Annotated in this window: 17 protein-coding genes; 7 read left to right on the top strand and 10 right to left on the bottom strand. The window is 62.6% G+C overall.

Going from position 1 to position 14,708, the window contains the following annotated elements:
- Positions 1–28: 28 nt before the first annotated feature.
- From D1227_RS05230 to purC, 3 genes are all read right to left on the bottom strand, one after another.
- On the bottom strand, positions 29–397 hold the full coding sequence (locus tag D1227_RS05230) for an EthD domain-containing protein (protein WP_119404092.1): 369 nt from the start codon (positions 395–397) through the stop codon (positions 29–31).
- Between the two features lie 45 nt (positions 398–442).
- The gene (purS, locus tag D1227_RS05225) at positions 443–685 is read right to left on the bottom strand and encodes a phosphoribosylformylglycinamidine synthase subunit PurS (protein ID WP_119374534.1); all 243 of its coding nucleotides are present in this window, start codon (positions 683–685) and stop codon (positions 443–445) included.
- An 81-nt stretch (positions 686–766) separates the two neighbouring features.
- Positions 767–1,537, bottom strand: coding sequence for a phosphoribosylaminoimidazolesuccinocarboxamide synthase (purC, locus tag D1227_RS05220; protein ID WP_119374533.1), 771 nt, complete (start codon positions 1,535–1,537; stop codon positions 767–769).
- A 256-nt stretch (positions 1,538–1,793) separates the two neighbouring features.
- Between purC and D1227_RS05215 the strand changes: the two genes are divergently transcribed.
- The 3 genes from D1227_RS05215 (at position 1,794) to D1227_RS05205 (ending at position 3,730) form a co-directional block, all read left to right on the top strand.
- Positions 1,794–2,123: a DUF1476 domain-containing protein gene (locus tag D1227_RS05215; RefSeq protein ID WP_119374532.1), complete on the top strand. Its 330-nt coding sequence runs from the start codon at positions 1,794–1,796 to the stop codon at positions 2,121–2,123.
- Between the two features lie 76 nt (positions 2,124–2,199).
- Positions 2,200–2,535: a Grx4 family monothiol glutaredoxin gene (grxD, locus tag D1227_RS05210; RefSeq protein ID WP_119374531.1), complete on the top strand. Its 336-nt coding sequence runs from the start codon at positions 2,200–2,202 to the stop codon at positions 2,533–2,535.
- A 334-nt stretch (positions 2,536–2,869) separates the two neighbouring features.
- A complete protein-coding gene (locus tag D1227_RS05205) occupies positions 2,870–3,730 on the top strand; it encodes a hypothetical protein (RefSeq protein ID WP_119404091.1) in 861 nt (286 codons plus the stop codon).
- A 60-nt stretch (positions 3,731–3,790) separates the two neighbouring features.
- Here the strand turns inward: D1227_RS05205 and D1227_RS05200 are convergent, their stop codons facing one another.
- Positions 3,791–4,879 (bottom strand): hypothetical protein, encoded by a 1,089-nt coding sequence (locus D1227_RS05200; protein ID WP_119404090.1) that lies wholly within the window; start codon positions 4,877–4,879, stop codon positions 3,791–3,793.
- Between the two features lie 198 nt (positions 4,880–5,077).
- Here D1227_RS05200 and D1227_RS05195 point away from each other — a divergent pair, with 198 nt between their 5' ends.
- A complete protein-coding gene (locus tag D1227_RS05195; protein ID WP_119404089.1) occupies positions 5,078–6,094 on the top strand; it encodes a TauD/TfdA dioxygenase family protein in 1,017 nt (338 codons plus the stop codon).
- A 63-nt stretch (positions 6,095–6,157) separates the two neighbouring features.
- Complete coding sequence (locus D1227_RS05190) at positions 6,158–7,345, top strand: CaiB/BaiF CoA transferase family protein (protein ID WP_233349810.1); 1,188 nt, start codon at positions 6,158–6,160, stop codon at positions 7,343–7,345.
- 10 nt (positions 7,346–7,355) lie between these two features.
- On the opposite strand, the gene D1227_RS05185 is transcribed toward D1227_RS05190, so the two are convergent.
- Together D1227_RS05185 and D1227_RS05180 are read right to left on the bottom strand one after the other, a co-directional pair.
- A complete protein-coding gene (locus D1227_RS05185) occupies positions 7,356–7,979 on the bottom strand; it encodes a class I SAM-dependent DNA methyltransferase (RefSeq protein ID WP_119404087.1) in 624 nt (207 codons plus the stop codon).
- Positions 7,980–8,132: 153 nt separating this feature from the next.
- Entirely contained in the window at positions 8,133–8,669 is a 537-nt protein-coding gene (locus D1227_RS05180) for a DUF7010 family protein (protein ID WP_119404086.1), read from the bottom strand.
- Between the two features lie 101 nt (positions 8,670–8,770).
- Between D1227_RS05180 and rimO the strand changes: the two genes are divergently transcribed.
- The gene (rimO, locus tag D1227_RS05175) at positions 8,771–10,129 is read left to right on the top strand and encodes a 30S ribosomal protein S12 methylthiotransferase RimO (RefSeq protein WP_119404085.1); all 1,359 of its coding nucleotides are present in this window, start codon (positions 8,771–8,773) and stop codon (positions 10,127–10,129) included.
- Positions 10,130–10,220: 91 nt separating this feature from the next.
- Here rimO and D1227_RS05170 read toward each other — a convergent pair whose 3' ends face one another.
- Positions 10,221–10,610 (bottom strand): hypothetical protein, encoded by a 390-nt coding sequence (locus D1227_RS05170; protein WP_119404084.1) that lies wholly within the window; start codon positions 10,608–10,610, stop codon positions 10,221–10,223.
- A 106-nt stretch (positions 10,611–10,716) separates the two neighbouring features.
- Between D1227_RS05170 and D1227_RS05165 the strand changes: the two genes are divergently transcribed.
- Complete coding sequence (locus tag D1227_RS05165) at positions 10,717–11,409, top strand: head GIN domain-containing protein (RefSeq protein WP_158586565.1); 693 nt, start codon at positions 10,717–10,719, stop codon at positions 11,407–11,409.
- A gap of 143 nt (positions 11,410–11,552) precedes the next feature.
- Here the strand turns inward: D1227_RS05165 and D1227_RS05160 are convergent, their stop codons facing one another.
- The 3 genes from D1227_RS05160 to D1227_RS05150 all read right to left on the bottom strand — a co-directional run bounded on the left by D1227_RS05160 (position 11,553) and on the right by D1227_RS05150 (position 14,487).
- Positions 11,553–12,380, bottom strand: a complete 828-nt coding sequence (locus D1227_RS05160; RefSeq protein ID WP_119404083.1) for a PPK2 family polyphosphate kinase — start codon at positions 12,378–12,380, stop codon at positions 11,553–11,555.
- 90 nt (positions 12,381–12,470) lie between these two features.
- Complete coding sequence (gene rpsD / locus D1227_RS05155) at positions 12,471–13,088, bottom strand: 30S ribosomal protein S4 (RefSeq protein WP_119374518.1); 618 nt, start codon at positions 13,086–13,088, stop codon at positions 12,471–12,473.
- 121 nt (positions 13,089–13,209) lie between these two features.
- Entirely contained in the window at positions 13,210–14,487 is a 1,278-nt protein-coding gene (locus D1227_RS05150) for a DEAD/DEAH box helicase (protein ID WP_119404297.1), read from the bottom strand.
- Between the last annotated feature and the right edge of the window lie 221 nt (positions 14,488–14,708).

Genomic DNA, 14,708 nt, shown 5'->3' with positions numbered 1-14,708 from the left:
TCCAGGAACCGTGCCAGCGGGGAAGCTCTCACCCCACGATCACATGTTCCTCGTTGAACCAGAGCGGGGAGCGGGCGAGGTCGATGAATTTGCGCTCGTCCTCCAGCAGGGCGGCGCCAGCCTCGGCATTGCCGGGGTTCTCGCCGGCCTTGAACAGCGCCTCCCAGCTGTCCCACCAGAGCTCGGCGACGCCGTCATACATCTCCGGCGCCCCGCGGCTTTCCCGCATCACGCCGTTGAAATCATGCGTTACCGCGTGGGTCTGCACATAGCGCGCAATGCCCAGCGTCTTGGCATGCTTGGCCACCAGCGGAGCGTGCTGTTCGCGCCAGTATGTCTGGAATTCCTCCCGCGAAAGATGCGGCAGGCGGTGCAGGCAGAAGGTGAGTTTGATCATGGCGGGCTCCTCCGGTTTTCCGGCAGAGCCTAGCGCGGGAGAACCCTATTCGACCAGTTCGTATCGATAGGATTCGATCACCGTATTGGCGAGCAGCTTCTCGCACATCTCCTTGACGCGCGTGTCCGCCTTGGCCGGGTCGATGCCGGTGAGGTCCAGCTCGATCACCTTGCCGATGCGCGCGCCCTGGACTTCCGAATAGCCCATCCGGCCGAGCGTGTCGGCCACAGCCTTGCCCTGCGGATCGAGGACACCGGGTTTCAGGCCGACATGGACAATGGCTTTCATGGTCAGGATTTCCTGTCTTTGCTGACGATCCGGCGCGGGTTTAGCCGATTTGCCCGGCGATGGAAACCAGCGGTGAGCGCCCTATTTGCCAGCGCTGGAAAAGTCGACGACTTCTCCGCCCTGCGCGCTTTCCTTGATGATGCCGAGACGCCGGGCGACCTCTGCATAGGCCTCCGTCACCCCGCCAAGGTCGCGGCGGAAGCGGTCCTTGTCGAGCTTCTCATTGGTCACGAGGTCCCACAGCCGGCAGCTGTCCGGGCTGATCTCATCGGCGAGGATGGTGCGCACCATGTCGCCCTCGAAGTGACGGCCGAATTCCAGCTTGAAATCAACGAGGCGGATACCGACAGCCGCAAACAGGCCGGACATGAAGTCATTGATGCGCAGGGCCAGCGAGATGATGTCATCCAGCTCCTGCGGGCTCGCCCAGCCAAAGGCGGCGATATGCTCTTCGGAGACCAGCGGATCGCCCAGCTCGTCCTTCTTGTAGCAGAACTCGACGATGGCGCGCGGCAGCGTCTCGCCCTCGGCGATGCCGAGGCGCTTCGACATGGTGCCGGCAGCGACATTGCGCACGATCACTTCGAGCGGGATGATCTCGACCTTGCGGATCAGCTGCTCGCGCATGTTTATGCGCTTGATGAAATGGTTCGGGATGCCGACCGCGCCGAGGCGGGTCATGATGAACTCGCTGATGCGGTTGTTCAGGACGCCCTTGCCATCGAGAACGGCTTTCTTTTCCGCGTTGAACGCGGTGGCGTCATCCTTGAAATACTGGATCAGCGTACCGGGCTCAGGTCCCTCATAGAGGATCTTGGCCTTGCCTTCATAAATCATGCGCCGGCGCGACATCGCGAATCTCCCCCTGGAGGAAAGCAGGCGGCAGTGCCCGGGCACCCCGGTGCCACCCCTCGGAATCAAGTGTGGAGTGTTACTCCGAAGCGCGCGGCGAAACAAATGCTGATTCAGTGTCATGTTTCGGGGCCGGAAAAGCGATTGGCTGCTTGCCGTGGGCTGCGGCGCCGTGGCAGTCTTGCGCGACAGGGCTGCGGCGAACTATACCGCGCCGGAACACTGATATGCCCACCAAGACAGGAAGGCCTGCCAAATGAGCACTTTCGACGACCGTGAACGCGCCGAGGAAGCAAAGTACGCCCACGACTCCGCGCTCCAGTTCAAGATCATGAACCGCCGCAACAAGCTGCTCGGCCTCTGGGCCGCAGACCTGATGAACCTGTCGGGCAAGGATGCAGAGGCCTATGCCAAGACCGTCGTCATGTCGGACCTGGAAGAGCCGGGCGATGAGGACGTCTTCCGCAAGGTGCGCGGCGACCTCGACAAGGCCGGCGTCGACCGCACCGATGCCCGCATCCGCGAGCACATGGCCGAACTGATCGCCGTCGCGCGCGAACAGGTCATGAAGGAAGTGAAGGAGTAGTCGGCAGACGGGCCTCTTGAAGCCGGCCCGTCTCCGCCTCATCTCTCTTCGCGAAGCCAGACACCGGAGACCTCACATGAGCGACGACATCCAGGCAGCCATCGACAAGGCCGTGAAGGGCAATGACGTGGTGCTCTTCATGAAAGGCACGCCGACCTTCCCGCAATGCGGTTTCTCCTCGGTCGTCGTCCAGGTGCTCGACTATCTCGGCGTCGACTATGTTGCGACCAACGTCTTGGAAGACCAGGCCGTGCGCGAAGGCATCAAGGTCTATTCCGACTGGCCGACCATTCCCCAGCTCTATGTGAAGGGCGAATTCGTCGGCGGCTGCGACATCATCAAGGAAATGTTCGAAAGCGGTGAACTGAAAGAGTTCATGGCCGAAAAGGGCATCGAGATGGAAGCGGCCTGAGGCGGGCCTGCCATTCTCACAATTTACGGTTTGCCCCAACCGCGAGCCCTCGGGATGCAATCCGGGCACCCGCCCGGCGGTTCCCTGCTGACAGAAGCTGATTGACCTAACGCCCCATAGGCCCCACTGATGGGCTGTCGAAGCGCGACACGCGCGCATGGGCTGGCGGCGTGGAATACGCCGATTGGACTCCCGGTTGGTTTAGCCTCTCCCTTCAGACACGATTTCATTTCAGATCCTGTTCACGCCGGTTCTGCCCGCAACGCTCCGGACAAGACCGGAGCGCACGGCGCTGCTGCGTACATCTCGCGTGCCGGCCCGAGAAAGGATCTCCATGATCACGTTTGGAACAACATGTCCGGCTGGCCCGGACAGGCTGGACGCCCCTGCCCCAGGCCAGGACCGCAAGCCCCTGTCTGACAGGCGCATCCACATCGCCCTGCTATTCGCCCTCATCCTCGCCGCCCAGCTCTTCCTGCCAGCCGTGGCCAGCGCCCGCCAGCAGGCTGACCTCCTGCCGGACAATGCCACGCGCTCGGCCTATGGGGGCAGCTGGACCTGCGACCTCGGTTTCTTCAGGAATGAAGGTGCGTGCGAGCCAATCGCACTGCCCGAGAACGCCTACCTGTCCAGCCGCTCCTATGATCGGGGATGGCTGTGCAAGCACGGATACATTCCCAATGACGGGCGGTGCGTGCCCGTCGCTGTTCCCCCCAATGGCTACCTCAAGGAGCGCGGTGACAGCTGGGGATGCGATCGCGGGTATCGTGCAGCTGGTGACACCTGCGTCGCGCTGGATGTTCCCGACAATGCCTTCCTCTCGGACCGCCACAGCCCGCTCGGCTGGGAATGCGAGCGCGGCTACATGGTCGTGCTCGACCGCTGCATGCCCATCCAGGTACCTGAGAATGCCTATCTCAGCGATACCTCGTTCGGGTCCGAATGGGTTTGCGAACGCGGTTTTTACCGCTCAGGCGATTCGTGCATTGAAGTTGCCGTGCCCGAGAACGGATATCTCGAAACCACCTCTTATGGACCGGGCTGGGCCTGTGACCGCGGCTATCGTGCGGCGGGATCCAAGTGTGAGCCCGTCACGGTGCCGGAGAACGCCCATCTCGACTACACCGGCAGCCGCTGGGAGTGTGACAAGCCCTACCAGAAGCGCGGCGACGCCTGCGTGCCCGAACAGGACTGACAGGCCTCGCCAGACTTGAAGCGCCCGAAGCAAGGCGGGCCTTCCATCCAGCGCGCCCCTTCACCCCCCCGCATTGATTGTCAGCAGCGGCGAGGCGCCGTCGCTGGCGGCGGACTGCAGGGCAAGCAGGAAGGTGACGAGGTTGAAGGTCGTCTTCGACTGCAGGTCCTGGTCATCGATCCAGTACCAGTGATCGCGATAGAAGATTTTCACCGCCGCACCCGCTGGCTCGCTGGCCCCGGCACGAACCTCGAAGATATTGCCGAGATAGGCTGCCCAGTCCGGCGTGCGTGCTGAGGCCACTCCGCTCTGCGTCGTCAGGCCGGCATCGAGATGCGCCGGCGGCACGTCGACCGCATGCGACAGCGTGTAGAGCGCGCCAAGGACGGTGCGGGTCTGGGCGAAGGCCGCATCGGCCTGCCGGCCGGAATCCTTTGCGACGAGGCGGAACTCCATCGCACAATCCGGCGCCTCCAGTAGCGCCCGAAGCGGCGCGCAGACATCGGTATCGACCGCATCGATCACGAGATGCGTTCCAGCCCCTTCACCGCCGGGCAGGCGCTCGATCGTGACGCGCTCCTCCTGCTGGAGTTCGCGGACCAGCCCTGCCGTCTGGCGAAACGCATAATTGTCAGGAATGGTGGCCGGTGTCGGGCCCGAGACGCTGGCTGCATTCGAGAGCGGCCCGATACGTTCGATGCAGCACGCCATCAGGCGCTCGACGCTCCAGCCGGAATTGGCCAGCAGCACGACGGTTTCCGGCGCAATCGGGGCAAGGAGGTCCTGCGCGAACTGGCTGCTGTCGAGCGGCTTGTAGACCGTGGTCGGTGTCTCGCTGACGCTCGCGCCCGGAATGATCAGCGAGGAGCCATCAGCGGTGTTGCGGAACGGTATGAGGTTTTCGGCCGAGGCGGAGAACACGTACTGGTGCTGCGTCGTGATGCCGTCGATATCCATGAACACGATGGGATCGCGATATTTCAGGCGCACCAGGTTGAGCAGGAGCTGCTCGCTCTTCGTCTTCGCAATCGCTTCATTATAGGCATATCCCGAGGGGCTGATCGTGCCCGCCCCGCGATGGCTGGCGCAGCCTGTGAGCACGGCCAGGCTGCATAGCCCCGCCACCAGAAACCGAACAAATGAACCCATGCCCTCAAAGCCCCCTTCTTATCCCGCGATCAATAGCAAACACCGCGAATGCGAACCGCACTGCCTGCCCTGATCTGACGCCTGGTCACAATAGACAAAGCGTAGGTCGGGTCAAAAAAAGGTCAAAGCCATTTCCGGGGCCGCCCCCTTTCGTGAAGGCCTGCGCGTTCCTAGGTGGAGTCGGGAAGGAGGCTCTCATTGCCTGACAGCACGTCCAGCCTGCCACCGCTTGATCCGGACCACGTCGCCATTGTCGAGGCTTCCGGCGGCAAGCTCCTCCCGCTGGAGCCGATTGGCGCAGAGGTCCACGGGATCGACCTGACATCCGAAAGCCCGCCGCCACCCGACCTGCGCCGCGCGCTGGAACAGGAAATGGCCCGGCGCGGCTTCCTCGTTTTCAAGAACCCGAAGCAACTGGACGTCGATGATTTCCTGCGCGCCAGCTGCTGGTGGGGCGGACGGCAATTGCACAGCACGCATGGCATCCACCCGGCAACGCCCGGCGGCAACCCGCACGTCTTCCGTCTGTCGAATGACCGCGCGCACGGCATCCCCGGCGTCGGTCCGCAATGGCACAATGATGGCAGCTTCATTCCCGCGACGTTCTCCCATTCCGGCTACCACATCATCCGGCCGGCCGAAAAAGGCGGCGGGACCTATTTCGCCCATCAGGCTGGCGCCTATGACGCCCTGCCCGATGCCAAGAAGGCGTACTGGAGCCGGCTGACCTCGGTGAACTCCAATTCCGGCGTCACGCACCCGCTGGTGCACACGCATCCCATATCGGAGCAAAACTGCATCTGGCTCCACCTCGGCATGACCGGCGCCGTCATCGAGAAACTGCCAGATGAAGACGGGTTCCGGTTGCTTGACGCGTCCGAGCTGACGAGGCTCTGCCGGGAATATAACGACATCCTCAATGCCGGCCTCGACAATGGCTATGCCATCGCCTTCGAATATGAAGAGAATGATTGCGTCTTCATCGACAATCTCGCGGTCGCGCACCGCGCGGCGCCGGAAGCGCACCTGCCCGCCGAGCAGCAGGGCCTCAGGATCATGCACCGCAGTACGGTTCGCGGGATCCACCCGCTCTCGCCCGGCTTCGGCCTGCCGGCCTATGTCGACATCCATGGCGCAAACCCGTTCAGCGCCGGCGTCTGGCAGGGCGGCGGCATCGGCTTTCGCTGGGACGAGCATATTCCGATGCAGAACTAGCCGGAGACGCCCGGCCCGTGCATGCTGGCAGGCTCACCCGCGATCAGACTTCAGGGGGATGACATGCCAGGCGCGTTTGACGGCATCAGGATACTCGACCTGACAACCATGGTCTCCGGCCCCATGGCGTGCATGATCCTGGCCGACCAGGGCGCCGACGTCATCAAGATCGAGGCGCCGCGGGGCGACCAGATGCGCGCCCTCGGCCCCGCCCACAAGGGCATGTCCGGCGGCTTCTTCTCCTGCAACCGCGGCAAGAAATCGGTATCGCTCGACCTCAAGACCGATGCGGGCAAGGCGGTCCTGCGCGACCTGATCGCAAGCGCCGATGTGCTGGTGCAGAATTTCCGCCCCGGCGCCATCGACCGGATGGGCTTTGGCGAGGCTGATGTGCGCGCGATCCGGTCGGACATCCTCTACGTCTCCATGAGCGGCTTCGGCGATGCCGGCCCCTATTCCCACAAGCGCGTCTACGATCCGGTGATACAGGCCCTGACCGGGGCGACCGACGTGCAGGCGGACCGCAAGACCGGCCGCCCGCAAATGTTCCAGGTCATCATCGCGGACAAGGTGACCGCGCTGACCGCCGCCCAGGCGATCTCGGCGGGCCTGTTCGCGCGGGCCCGCACCGGCGCTGGCCAGCATATCAGACTGTCGATGCTCGACGCCCTGATCGCCTTCTTCTGGCCCGAGCAGATGGCCACGCTCAACTTTGTCGGCCAGGAAAAGGACCCGGCGGAATTCCGCTCCGGCATGGACCTGATCTACGAAACGAAGGACGGCTACATCACGGTGGGTGCCGTCTCGGACGCAGAGTGGAAGGGCCTCTGCACGGTGCTGGGCAAGCCGGAATGGATCGAGGACCCCCGCTTCAGAGAGGCAGGTCCCCGCATGCGCAATGTCGGCATCCGCAAGGAATTGTGCGCGGCCGAAATGGCGCGATGGTCGTCAGAGGCGCTGCTCGCGGCCCTCAACGAGGCCGATGTGCCGAGCGCGCCGCTGCTGACACGCTATGACCTTCTCGACGATGAGCAGGTCAAGGCGAATGGCCTCCTCATCGTCGACGAATACGGAACGCTCGGCCCGGTGCGCCAGCCGCGTCCCGTCGCGCAATTCGATGGCACGCCCAGCCGCATCAGGGGCGCCGCCCCCTTCCTCGGCGAACACAACCGGGCGGTCCTGTCCGAACTCGGCTATGACGAGGACAGGCTTGAGCAGCTGGAAAGAAGCGGTGTCCTGTCGGGCGGATAAGGCACCGCCCTCAGGCGCGCCGCTCCAGCACATAGACCGTCGATTGCGTCGTCTTGCCGTCATGGACGAGGTGCGGGCCCGTCTCCTCTGACAGTTTGCGGACCTTCCCGGCCTCGATGCTCGCCTTCAGGCGCCCGCCATAATCCTCCAATGCAATGCTGCGGTCATTCAGCGACAGCACCATGAGGCCGCCGGGCGCGAGAAGGTCGACGAGTTCGTCATAGAGCGCGCCGGGTGCGGCCCCGACGCTGATCGCGCCAACCGCGGTGATCGCGCGGTAGGCCCCACGTTCGACCGGCAGCGGCTGGTCCGGCCTGGTCCTGATGAGATGCCTGTAGACGCCCTTGCGCCGGGCCTCTTCGAGCATGCCGTCGGAAATATCGGCGCCGTCGATGACCTTGAAACCGGCATCGGCCAGCGCGACCCCGGAAAGGCCGGTGCCGCAGGCAAAATCGAGCATGGGCGCCTGCTTGTCGGCGAGGGCGGCGCTGAGCGCCTCCGCGACACGTCCCGGCGTCCTGTATGCGCTGTCCTCGAGATCCGCGTCATAACCGGCTGCCCAGTCATCATAGAGGGCGCGCATCTCGTCCTGTCCGGTCGTCCTGTAGACCCGGTCAATGAAGTCATCGGTCATGCGGGCCTTCTAACCGATCCCCGCCGCGCCTGTCCAACGAGGGGCCAGGACGAGCTTGGTGGAAAACGAAGCCTCTCAGTCACTCGCCTTGCCGTGGCTCGAGCGAGGCGTTCCACTCCCGCTGTTTGGCCGGGGCGCAAACCACTGATGTCCTCAGCCGCTCTTCCTGTTCGCCAAGACCAGGTAGGCGCCGAAGGCGATTTCGATGGCCGCGATGAGCGCGATCGTGTGCAGCGATGTGAGCCCCAGTCCCATGGCTGCGACGGCGCCGACGGCCACCATCAGGCCGCCGAGTATGTAATAGGTCATGTCGCCATAGGCGGTGCGGAAGTTGAAGTAATGCGCGCCCACGGCCATGGCCGCGATGGGGAAGACAAGGTCCGGCCGGTTCGCCATCAGCAGCCAGGCGACGAACAGGCCGACAAACATCATGGGCAGTGTCTCGACCACGATCCGCCCGCCGGGATTACCCGCAACAACGCCCGCACGGCCGAAGAGCGTCCGGCAGAGCAGCATGCTGATGGGAAAGATCACCATGCCGCCGAAAAACAGCGTCGCAAAACCCGCCTGAAGGCCTGACTGGCTGAACACGATGGCAGTCGCCGACCAGACAAGGCCGGAGACAGTGGCGCTTGGCCCGCCGCCGACATAGGAGCGGCGGAGGTCCGCCTGGTAGTCTTCGAGTGTCATGTCTTTCTCCTGTCCTGGTGCGGCTGCGCATCAGCGAATACCTCAGCCCTACAGACCTAACCACTTCCTAAATCTTGCTGTCGCTGGTAAAGGCGCGGGCCATGAGCACCCTCATCCAGACCCCGCCGAAAACGCGTGAGCCGAAGACCCAGCCCAAGGTCGGCATTGTCTCGCTTGGCTGCCCCAAGGCGCTGGTCGATAGCGAACGCATCATCACGCGCCTGCGCGCCGAGGGCTATGCCATCGCGCCGGATTATGAGGGCGCCGACCTTGTGCTCGTGAATACGTGCGGCTTTCTCGACAGTGCGCGCGATGAAAGCCTCGAAGCCATCGGCGAGGCCATCGAGGCGAATGGCAAGGTGATCGTGACGGGGTGCCTTGGCGCCGAGCCGGAGGTGATCCAGAAGGCCCATCCCAAGGTGCTCGCGGTGACCGGGCCGCACCAGTATGAGCAGGTGATGGATGCGGTGCACACCCATCTCACCCCGCCCGCCAATGCCTATACCGACCTTGTGCCGGAGACGGGGCTGAAGCTCACACCGCGCCACTATTCCTATCTCAAGATTTCAGAGGGCTGTAACAATCGCTGCAGCTTCTGCATCATCCCGAAGCTGCGCGGCGACCTTGTCTCGCGCCCGATCCATCATGTGCTGACCGAAGCCGAACAGCTGGTGAAAGCTGGTGTGAACGAGCTGCTGGTGATCAGCCAGGATACGTCGGCCTATGGGCTCGATGTGAAATACGCCCCGCAGACCTGGAAGGGCGAAGCTTATGAGACCCGCTTCCTCGACCTCGCGCGCGGGCTCGGCTCGCTCGGCGCCTGGGTGCGGATGCATTATGTCTACCCTTACCCGCATGTCGACAAGGTGATCCCGCTGATGGCCGAGGGGGCGATCCTCCCTTATCTCGACATCCCCTTCCAGCATGCCTCGGCCAACGTGCTGAAGGCGATGAAGCGCCCGGCCAAGCAGGACCGGGTTCTGGAGCGCATCCAGCAATGGCGCCGCGACGTGCCGGGCATGACCATCCGGTCGACCTTCATTGTCGGCTTTCCGGGCGAGACCGAAGAAGACTTCGAAATCCTGCTCGACTTCATCCGCGAGGCGAAGATCGACCGGGCCGGCTGCTTCAAATACGAGAATGTCGAACATGCCGAGAGCCGGATGCTCGAGGGCCATCTGCCGGAAGAGGTGAAAGAAGAGCGCTGGCACCGCTTCATGGCACTGCAGGCGGAAATTTCCGCCGAACGGGCCGCCGCCCAGATCGGAACGGTGCAGGACGTCATCATTGACGGGCCGGGCGAGGAACCGGGGGAAATTCTGGCCCGGTCGAAGGCCGACGCACCGGAAATCGACGGCGTTGTCTATCTCTCCGGCGCTACAGATGTCTCGGCCGGCGACATCGTCAGCGTCCGGGTGACGGACGCCGACGAATACGACCTTTACGCCGAACCGGCTTGAATGGGCCGGGATGTCCGGCGCCAGACTGCAATCAGACTGGAATTATACCGGAATCATACTGGAATTGTACGGAAAATAGACTCCGGCCAATCTAGTTGCGGACCGTGTTGCGCACGCTCACCTCTGCCCCGTCGGGGATGCCGAGCTCGGAGAATGACCAGCTCAGCGCCACACCGTCCGGCAGGTTCGCGCGGCAATAATCCTCCTTCTCGCGGTAGAACCCGACCGAGAACAGGTCACCATTCATCCGCCGCACATCAGTGCCGATGAACTCCTTCGTGGTGCAGCCATTGGAGGAGACCCGGACCGTCACCGTGTCCCCGGTAATATCCGCCGCCTTGATCGTGCCGTAGTGCGGGGAAATTGCCAGTTCCGAATGAAGGTCTTCCTCATCGGCATCAATTACGATACAACCCGAGAGAGCGACAAGTGTAGCACCCATGACTGGAAGCATGAGCAGGGAGGAAAAATTTTTCGTCATCGAAAGATTCCTTATTGACTTACGATATTGAAGCGTATTGACTATCGATATGAACAAGTCAAGTACTAGATTCTCCCTGCGACGGACTTTGAAAAAGGATACCATCATGCGCGTTCGTATTGCCCTTGCCGGCCTCGCTGCAGGCGCTGTCGCTGCTACACCTGCCTTCGCTGAAACACGCACCTTCAGCGTGTCGGATTTTGACGCCATCGACGTCTCGGCAGGCATAAAAGTTTACTACGAAACCGGCGTGCCGCAATCGGTGTCGGTAGAGAACGAAAAAGGTGACTTCAGCGACATAAAGGTCGAGGTGGATGACGGGGCGCTTATCCTCTCCCGCGCCAAGAAGATAAACTGGGGCGGCAAGCGCGAGTCCTACACAGTCACGGTTGGGGTGCCCTCGCTGAGCGATATCGAGGCGTCTTCCGGCTCCTATATCGAAGGCAGTGGCCTCTCCGGCGACGACGCCTCCCTCGACGTATCCTCCGGCGCCCGGGCCGTCATCACAAATGCTTCCGTCGGCGATATAGAAGTCGAAGCCTCCAGCGGCTCCAGCGCTGAAATTTCCGGCAGCTGCACGGAAATCGATGCCGATGCCTCGTCCGGCGCGAGCATCGATGCCTCGGACCTGCAATGCACGGCGCTTGAGGCCGATGTTTCGAGCGGTGCCTCGATCCGCGCCTACGCCACCAATCGCGTGAATGCCGATGCGTCCAGCGGCGGATCTGTCCGCGTCAGCGGTGGCGCAACCGACGTCACAATCGACAAATCAAGCGGCGGATCGGTTTCGGTCGGCTAGCTTTCAGGAGACCATGATGCGTGGGTCGTGACCCCGACCCTGACAATCGACGCCCGAGCGCATCATGCGGCCCGCCCGGTACTGGTGATTGACCCGTCGCCAGTCATACCGGGCGGGCCAACCTGTTCAGGCGGCGAAGAAAATCACCCGAAATCAAAGTCTTCCAACTTGTAGCCGGGGTCCGGCCACTGCAGTTTCAAGTCTTCCATGGCGCCGCGAATGATCCGCGCAATGGCAGCATTGCGCCGGGTACGGCTATCGGAAGGAATGACATACCAAGGCGCCCAGTCGGTCGAGCAGCGCTCCACCATGGTCTCGTAAGCCTTCATGAATTCCGGCCAGATCTTCCGGTCGTCGAGGTCAGCCGGATTGAATTTCCACCGCTTGTGAGGCTCGGTGATGCGCTCCTTGAGGCGGATTCCCTGCTCCTCGTAGCCGACATGGAGCATGAATTTCAGGATCTTCGTGCCATTCTCGCTGAGGTGTTTTTCGAACTGGTTGATCTGCTCATATCGCTGCTCGACCTGGTCTGCGGGCGCGAAATTGCGCACCTTCACGACCAGAACATCCTCGTACTGTGACCGGTCGAATATCCCGACAAAGCCCTTGCGCGGCGTCGCCTCATGCACCCGCCAGAGATAGTCATGGCCAAGCTCGAGCCGCGTCGGCGCCTTGAAGGCCTTGACCTTCATGCCAAGCGGCGAGGTCTGCGCGAACACGTTCCGGATAACCCCGCTTTTTCCCGAGGTGTCCATGCCCTGAAGCACGATGAGCAGAGCCTTTTCGCGCGTGGCATAGAGCAGGTCCTGCAACTCATCGATCGCGCCGGCATCCGACTTCAGCGATTTGCGGGCGTGCTTCTTGTCCGGGAAAAGATCGCGGTCGCCACTGTCTCGGGATGACAGGTCAAACGGTTTGCCGGGTGGGGCGATGAATCGCTTGCGAACGTCCTCGATTGATGGGGTGCTCATCGGTGCGGACCTCCAGATCCCTGAAACTCAAAAAGAAAAGGCCGCGCCCAATGGAGCGCGGCCTGACCTGTTGCGCAAGTCCTTGCAGACTTACGAAGAATAGTATTCGACGACCTGGGCCGGTTCCATCTTGACCGGATAAGGCACGTCGTTGAGTTCCGGCACGCGAACGAACGTCGCGGTCATCGCCTTGGGATCGACATCGATATACTCTGGGATGTCACGCTCCGGCGAACCGAGGGCTTCGAGAACGAGAGCGATGTTGCGGGACTTCTCGCGGATCTCGACAACGTCACCGGCCTTCAGGCGATAGGACCCGATATTGGTCTTCACACCGTTCACCTTCACGTGGCCGTGGTTCACGAACTGGCGGGCCGCGAAGATCGTCGGAACGAACTTGGCGCGATAGACGAACGCTTCCAGACGGCTTTCCAGCAGGCCGATCAGGTTCTCTGCCGTGTTGCCCTTCTGACGGTTGGCTTCGTCATACGTCTTGCGGAACTGCTTCTCGGTGATGTCACCGTAGTGGAATTTCAGCTTCTGCTTGGCCATGAGCTGCAGACCATAGTCAGAGGTCTTGCCGCGGCGGCCCTGGCCATGCTGGCCGGGTTTGGTCGGGCGCTTGTTGACCGGAGATTTGGGGCGGCCCCAGATATTCTCACCGACGCGACGGTCGATCTTGTACTTCGTCGAGTGACGACGTGACATAGGTGTCTTCCTTTTTCGACGTGGGCCGGTGAAGCGTCCCTTGCGAGCTTCACGATCTCAACGGCGGCACCACACCTACCCGTCCTGAAGCGGCGCTTTAAAAGGGAAAAGCGCCGGGTGGTCAAGAGGCCTGACTGCTTTGCCCCTGGCCCTTGCGATGCCCTTTTGCGCCGCCCTGTCCGCGCGGTCCGCGGCGGCGTGGCCTGCGCCGGGGCTGGCCGTCCTTTTCCGGGCGGAACGACCGTCCGGCCTTTTCGCCCTGCGATTCATCAGGTCCCGCAGCATCGCTACCTGGCAGCCTGTTGCCGATGACCTTCTCGATATCACGCAGCAGCTTTCGTTCATCGGGGGCGCAAAGCGTGATCGCCGTACCGGATTCACCGGCGCGCGCGGTGCGGCCGATGCGGTGGACGTAGGACTCCGGAACATTGGGCAGCTCAAAGTTCACGACATGGCTGACCTTGTCGATATCGATACCGCGCGCCGCGATGTCGGTTGCCACGAGGACGCGCAGCTGACGGCCCTTGAAGGCATCCAGCGTCCTGGTGCGCTGGCTCTGGCTCTTGTTGCCGTGGATTGCGGCGGAGGCGACTCCGGCATCTTCGAGGTGACGGGAGACACGGTCGGCGCCGCGCTTGGTCCGGGTGAACACGATGGCACTGTCGACATTGTCGGCGCTGAGAATCTCGGTCAGCGCGTCACGCTTCTGATTGGGGGTCAGGAACCGCACGCTCTGGTCGATCCGCTCGACCGGGCGAGACTCCGCTGCAACAGCAATGCTGACCGGATTGTCGAGGAACTTGTCGGCCAGCGCGCGGATATCCTTCGGCATGGTGGCCGACAGCAGCACCGTCTGGCGCTTTTCCGGAAGCTGGGCGAGGACTTTCCGGATCTGCGGCAGGAAGCCCATATCCATCATGTGGTCAGCCTCGTCGATGACGACCGTCTCGACCTGGTCGAGGCGGATGGCATTCTGGGATTGCAGATCGAGCAGGCGACCGGGAGTCGCGACGACGATATCCATGCCGCGCTGCATGGCGCGCACCTGCTTGGAAATCTTCATGCCGCCGATGATCATGGTCACGGAGGTGCGCATTTCGGCACTGTAGGCCCGGACACTCTCGACGATCTGCGCAGCCAGCTCACGGGTCGGGGCAAGCACAAGCGCGCGGCACGCCTTCGCGTCTGGGCGGCGGTTCGATTTCGCCAGCGTATTGAGAAGTGGTAGCACGAAGGCGGCGGTCTTGCCGGTCCCTGTCTGCGCCGTGCCAAGTATATCGTTTCCAGCCATCATGGCCGGAATGACCTGTTGCTGGATGGGTGTCGGGGTTTCATAGCCCTGTGCGGAAATCGCGCGCAGGATCGGCTCGGCGAGGCCGAGATCGGAGAATTGGGTCAAAAAGAAAACTTTCAATATGCCTGATGGGCGGGGTCTTCCCGCACCGGAAATAGGCGCCAATAGGCCAGGCCAGCAGATCATTCTGCCGGCTGGATAGTCGCGCGTTCAGGGCTTGGTTCGCAAGGCAACGATCGTTTTAGGAAAGTCGCTCGATCCGGGCCGAAGTGGCTGGTGGATCACTTGATCGATGCCTGAGGCGTCTGGCGCGTAGATAATGGGTT

This window comes from Henriciella mobilis, assembly GCF_003576315.1.
Taxonomy (GTDB): Bacteria; Pseudomonadota; Alphaproteobacteria; order Caulobacterales; family Hyphomonadaceae; genus Henriciella; species Henriciella mobilis.
This window is presented reverse-complemented; position numbering and strand designations above follow the sequence as displayed.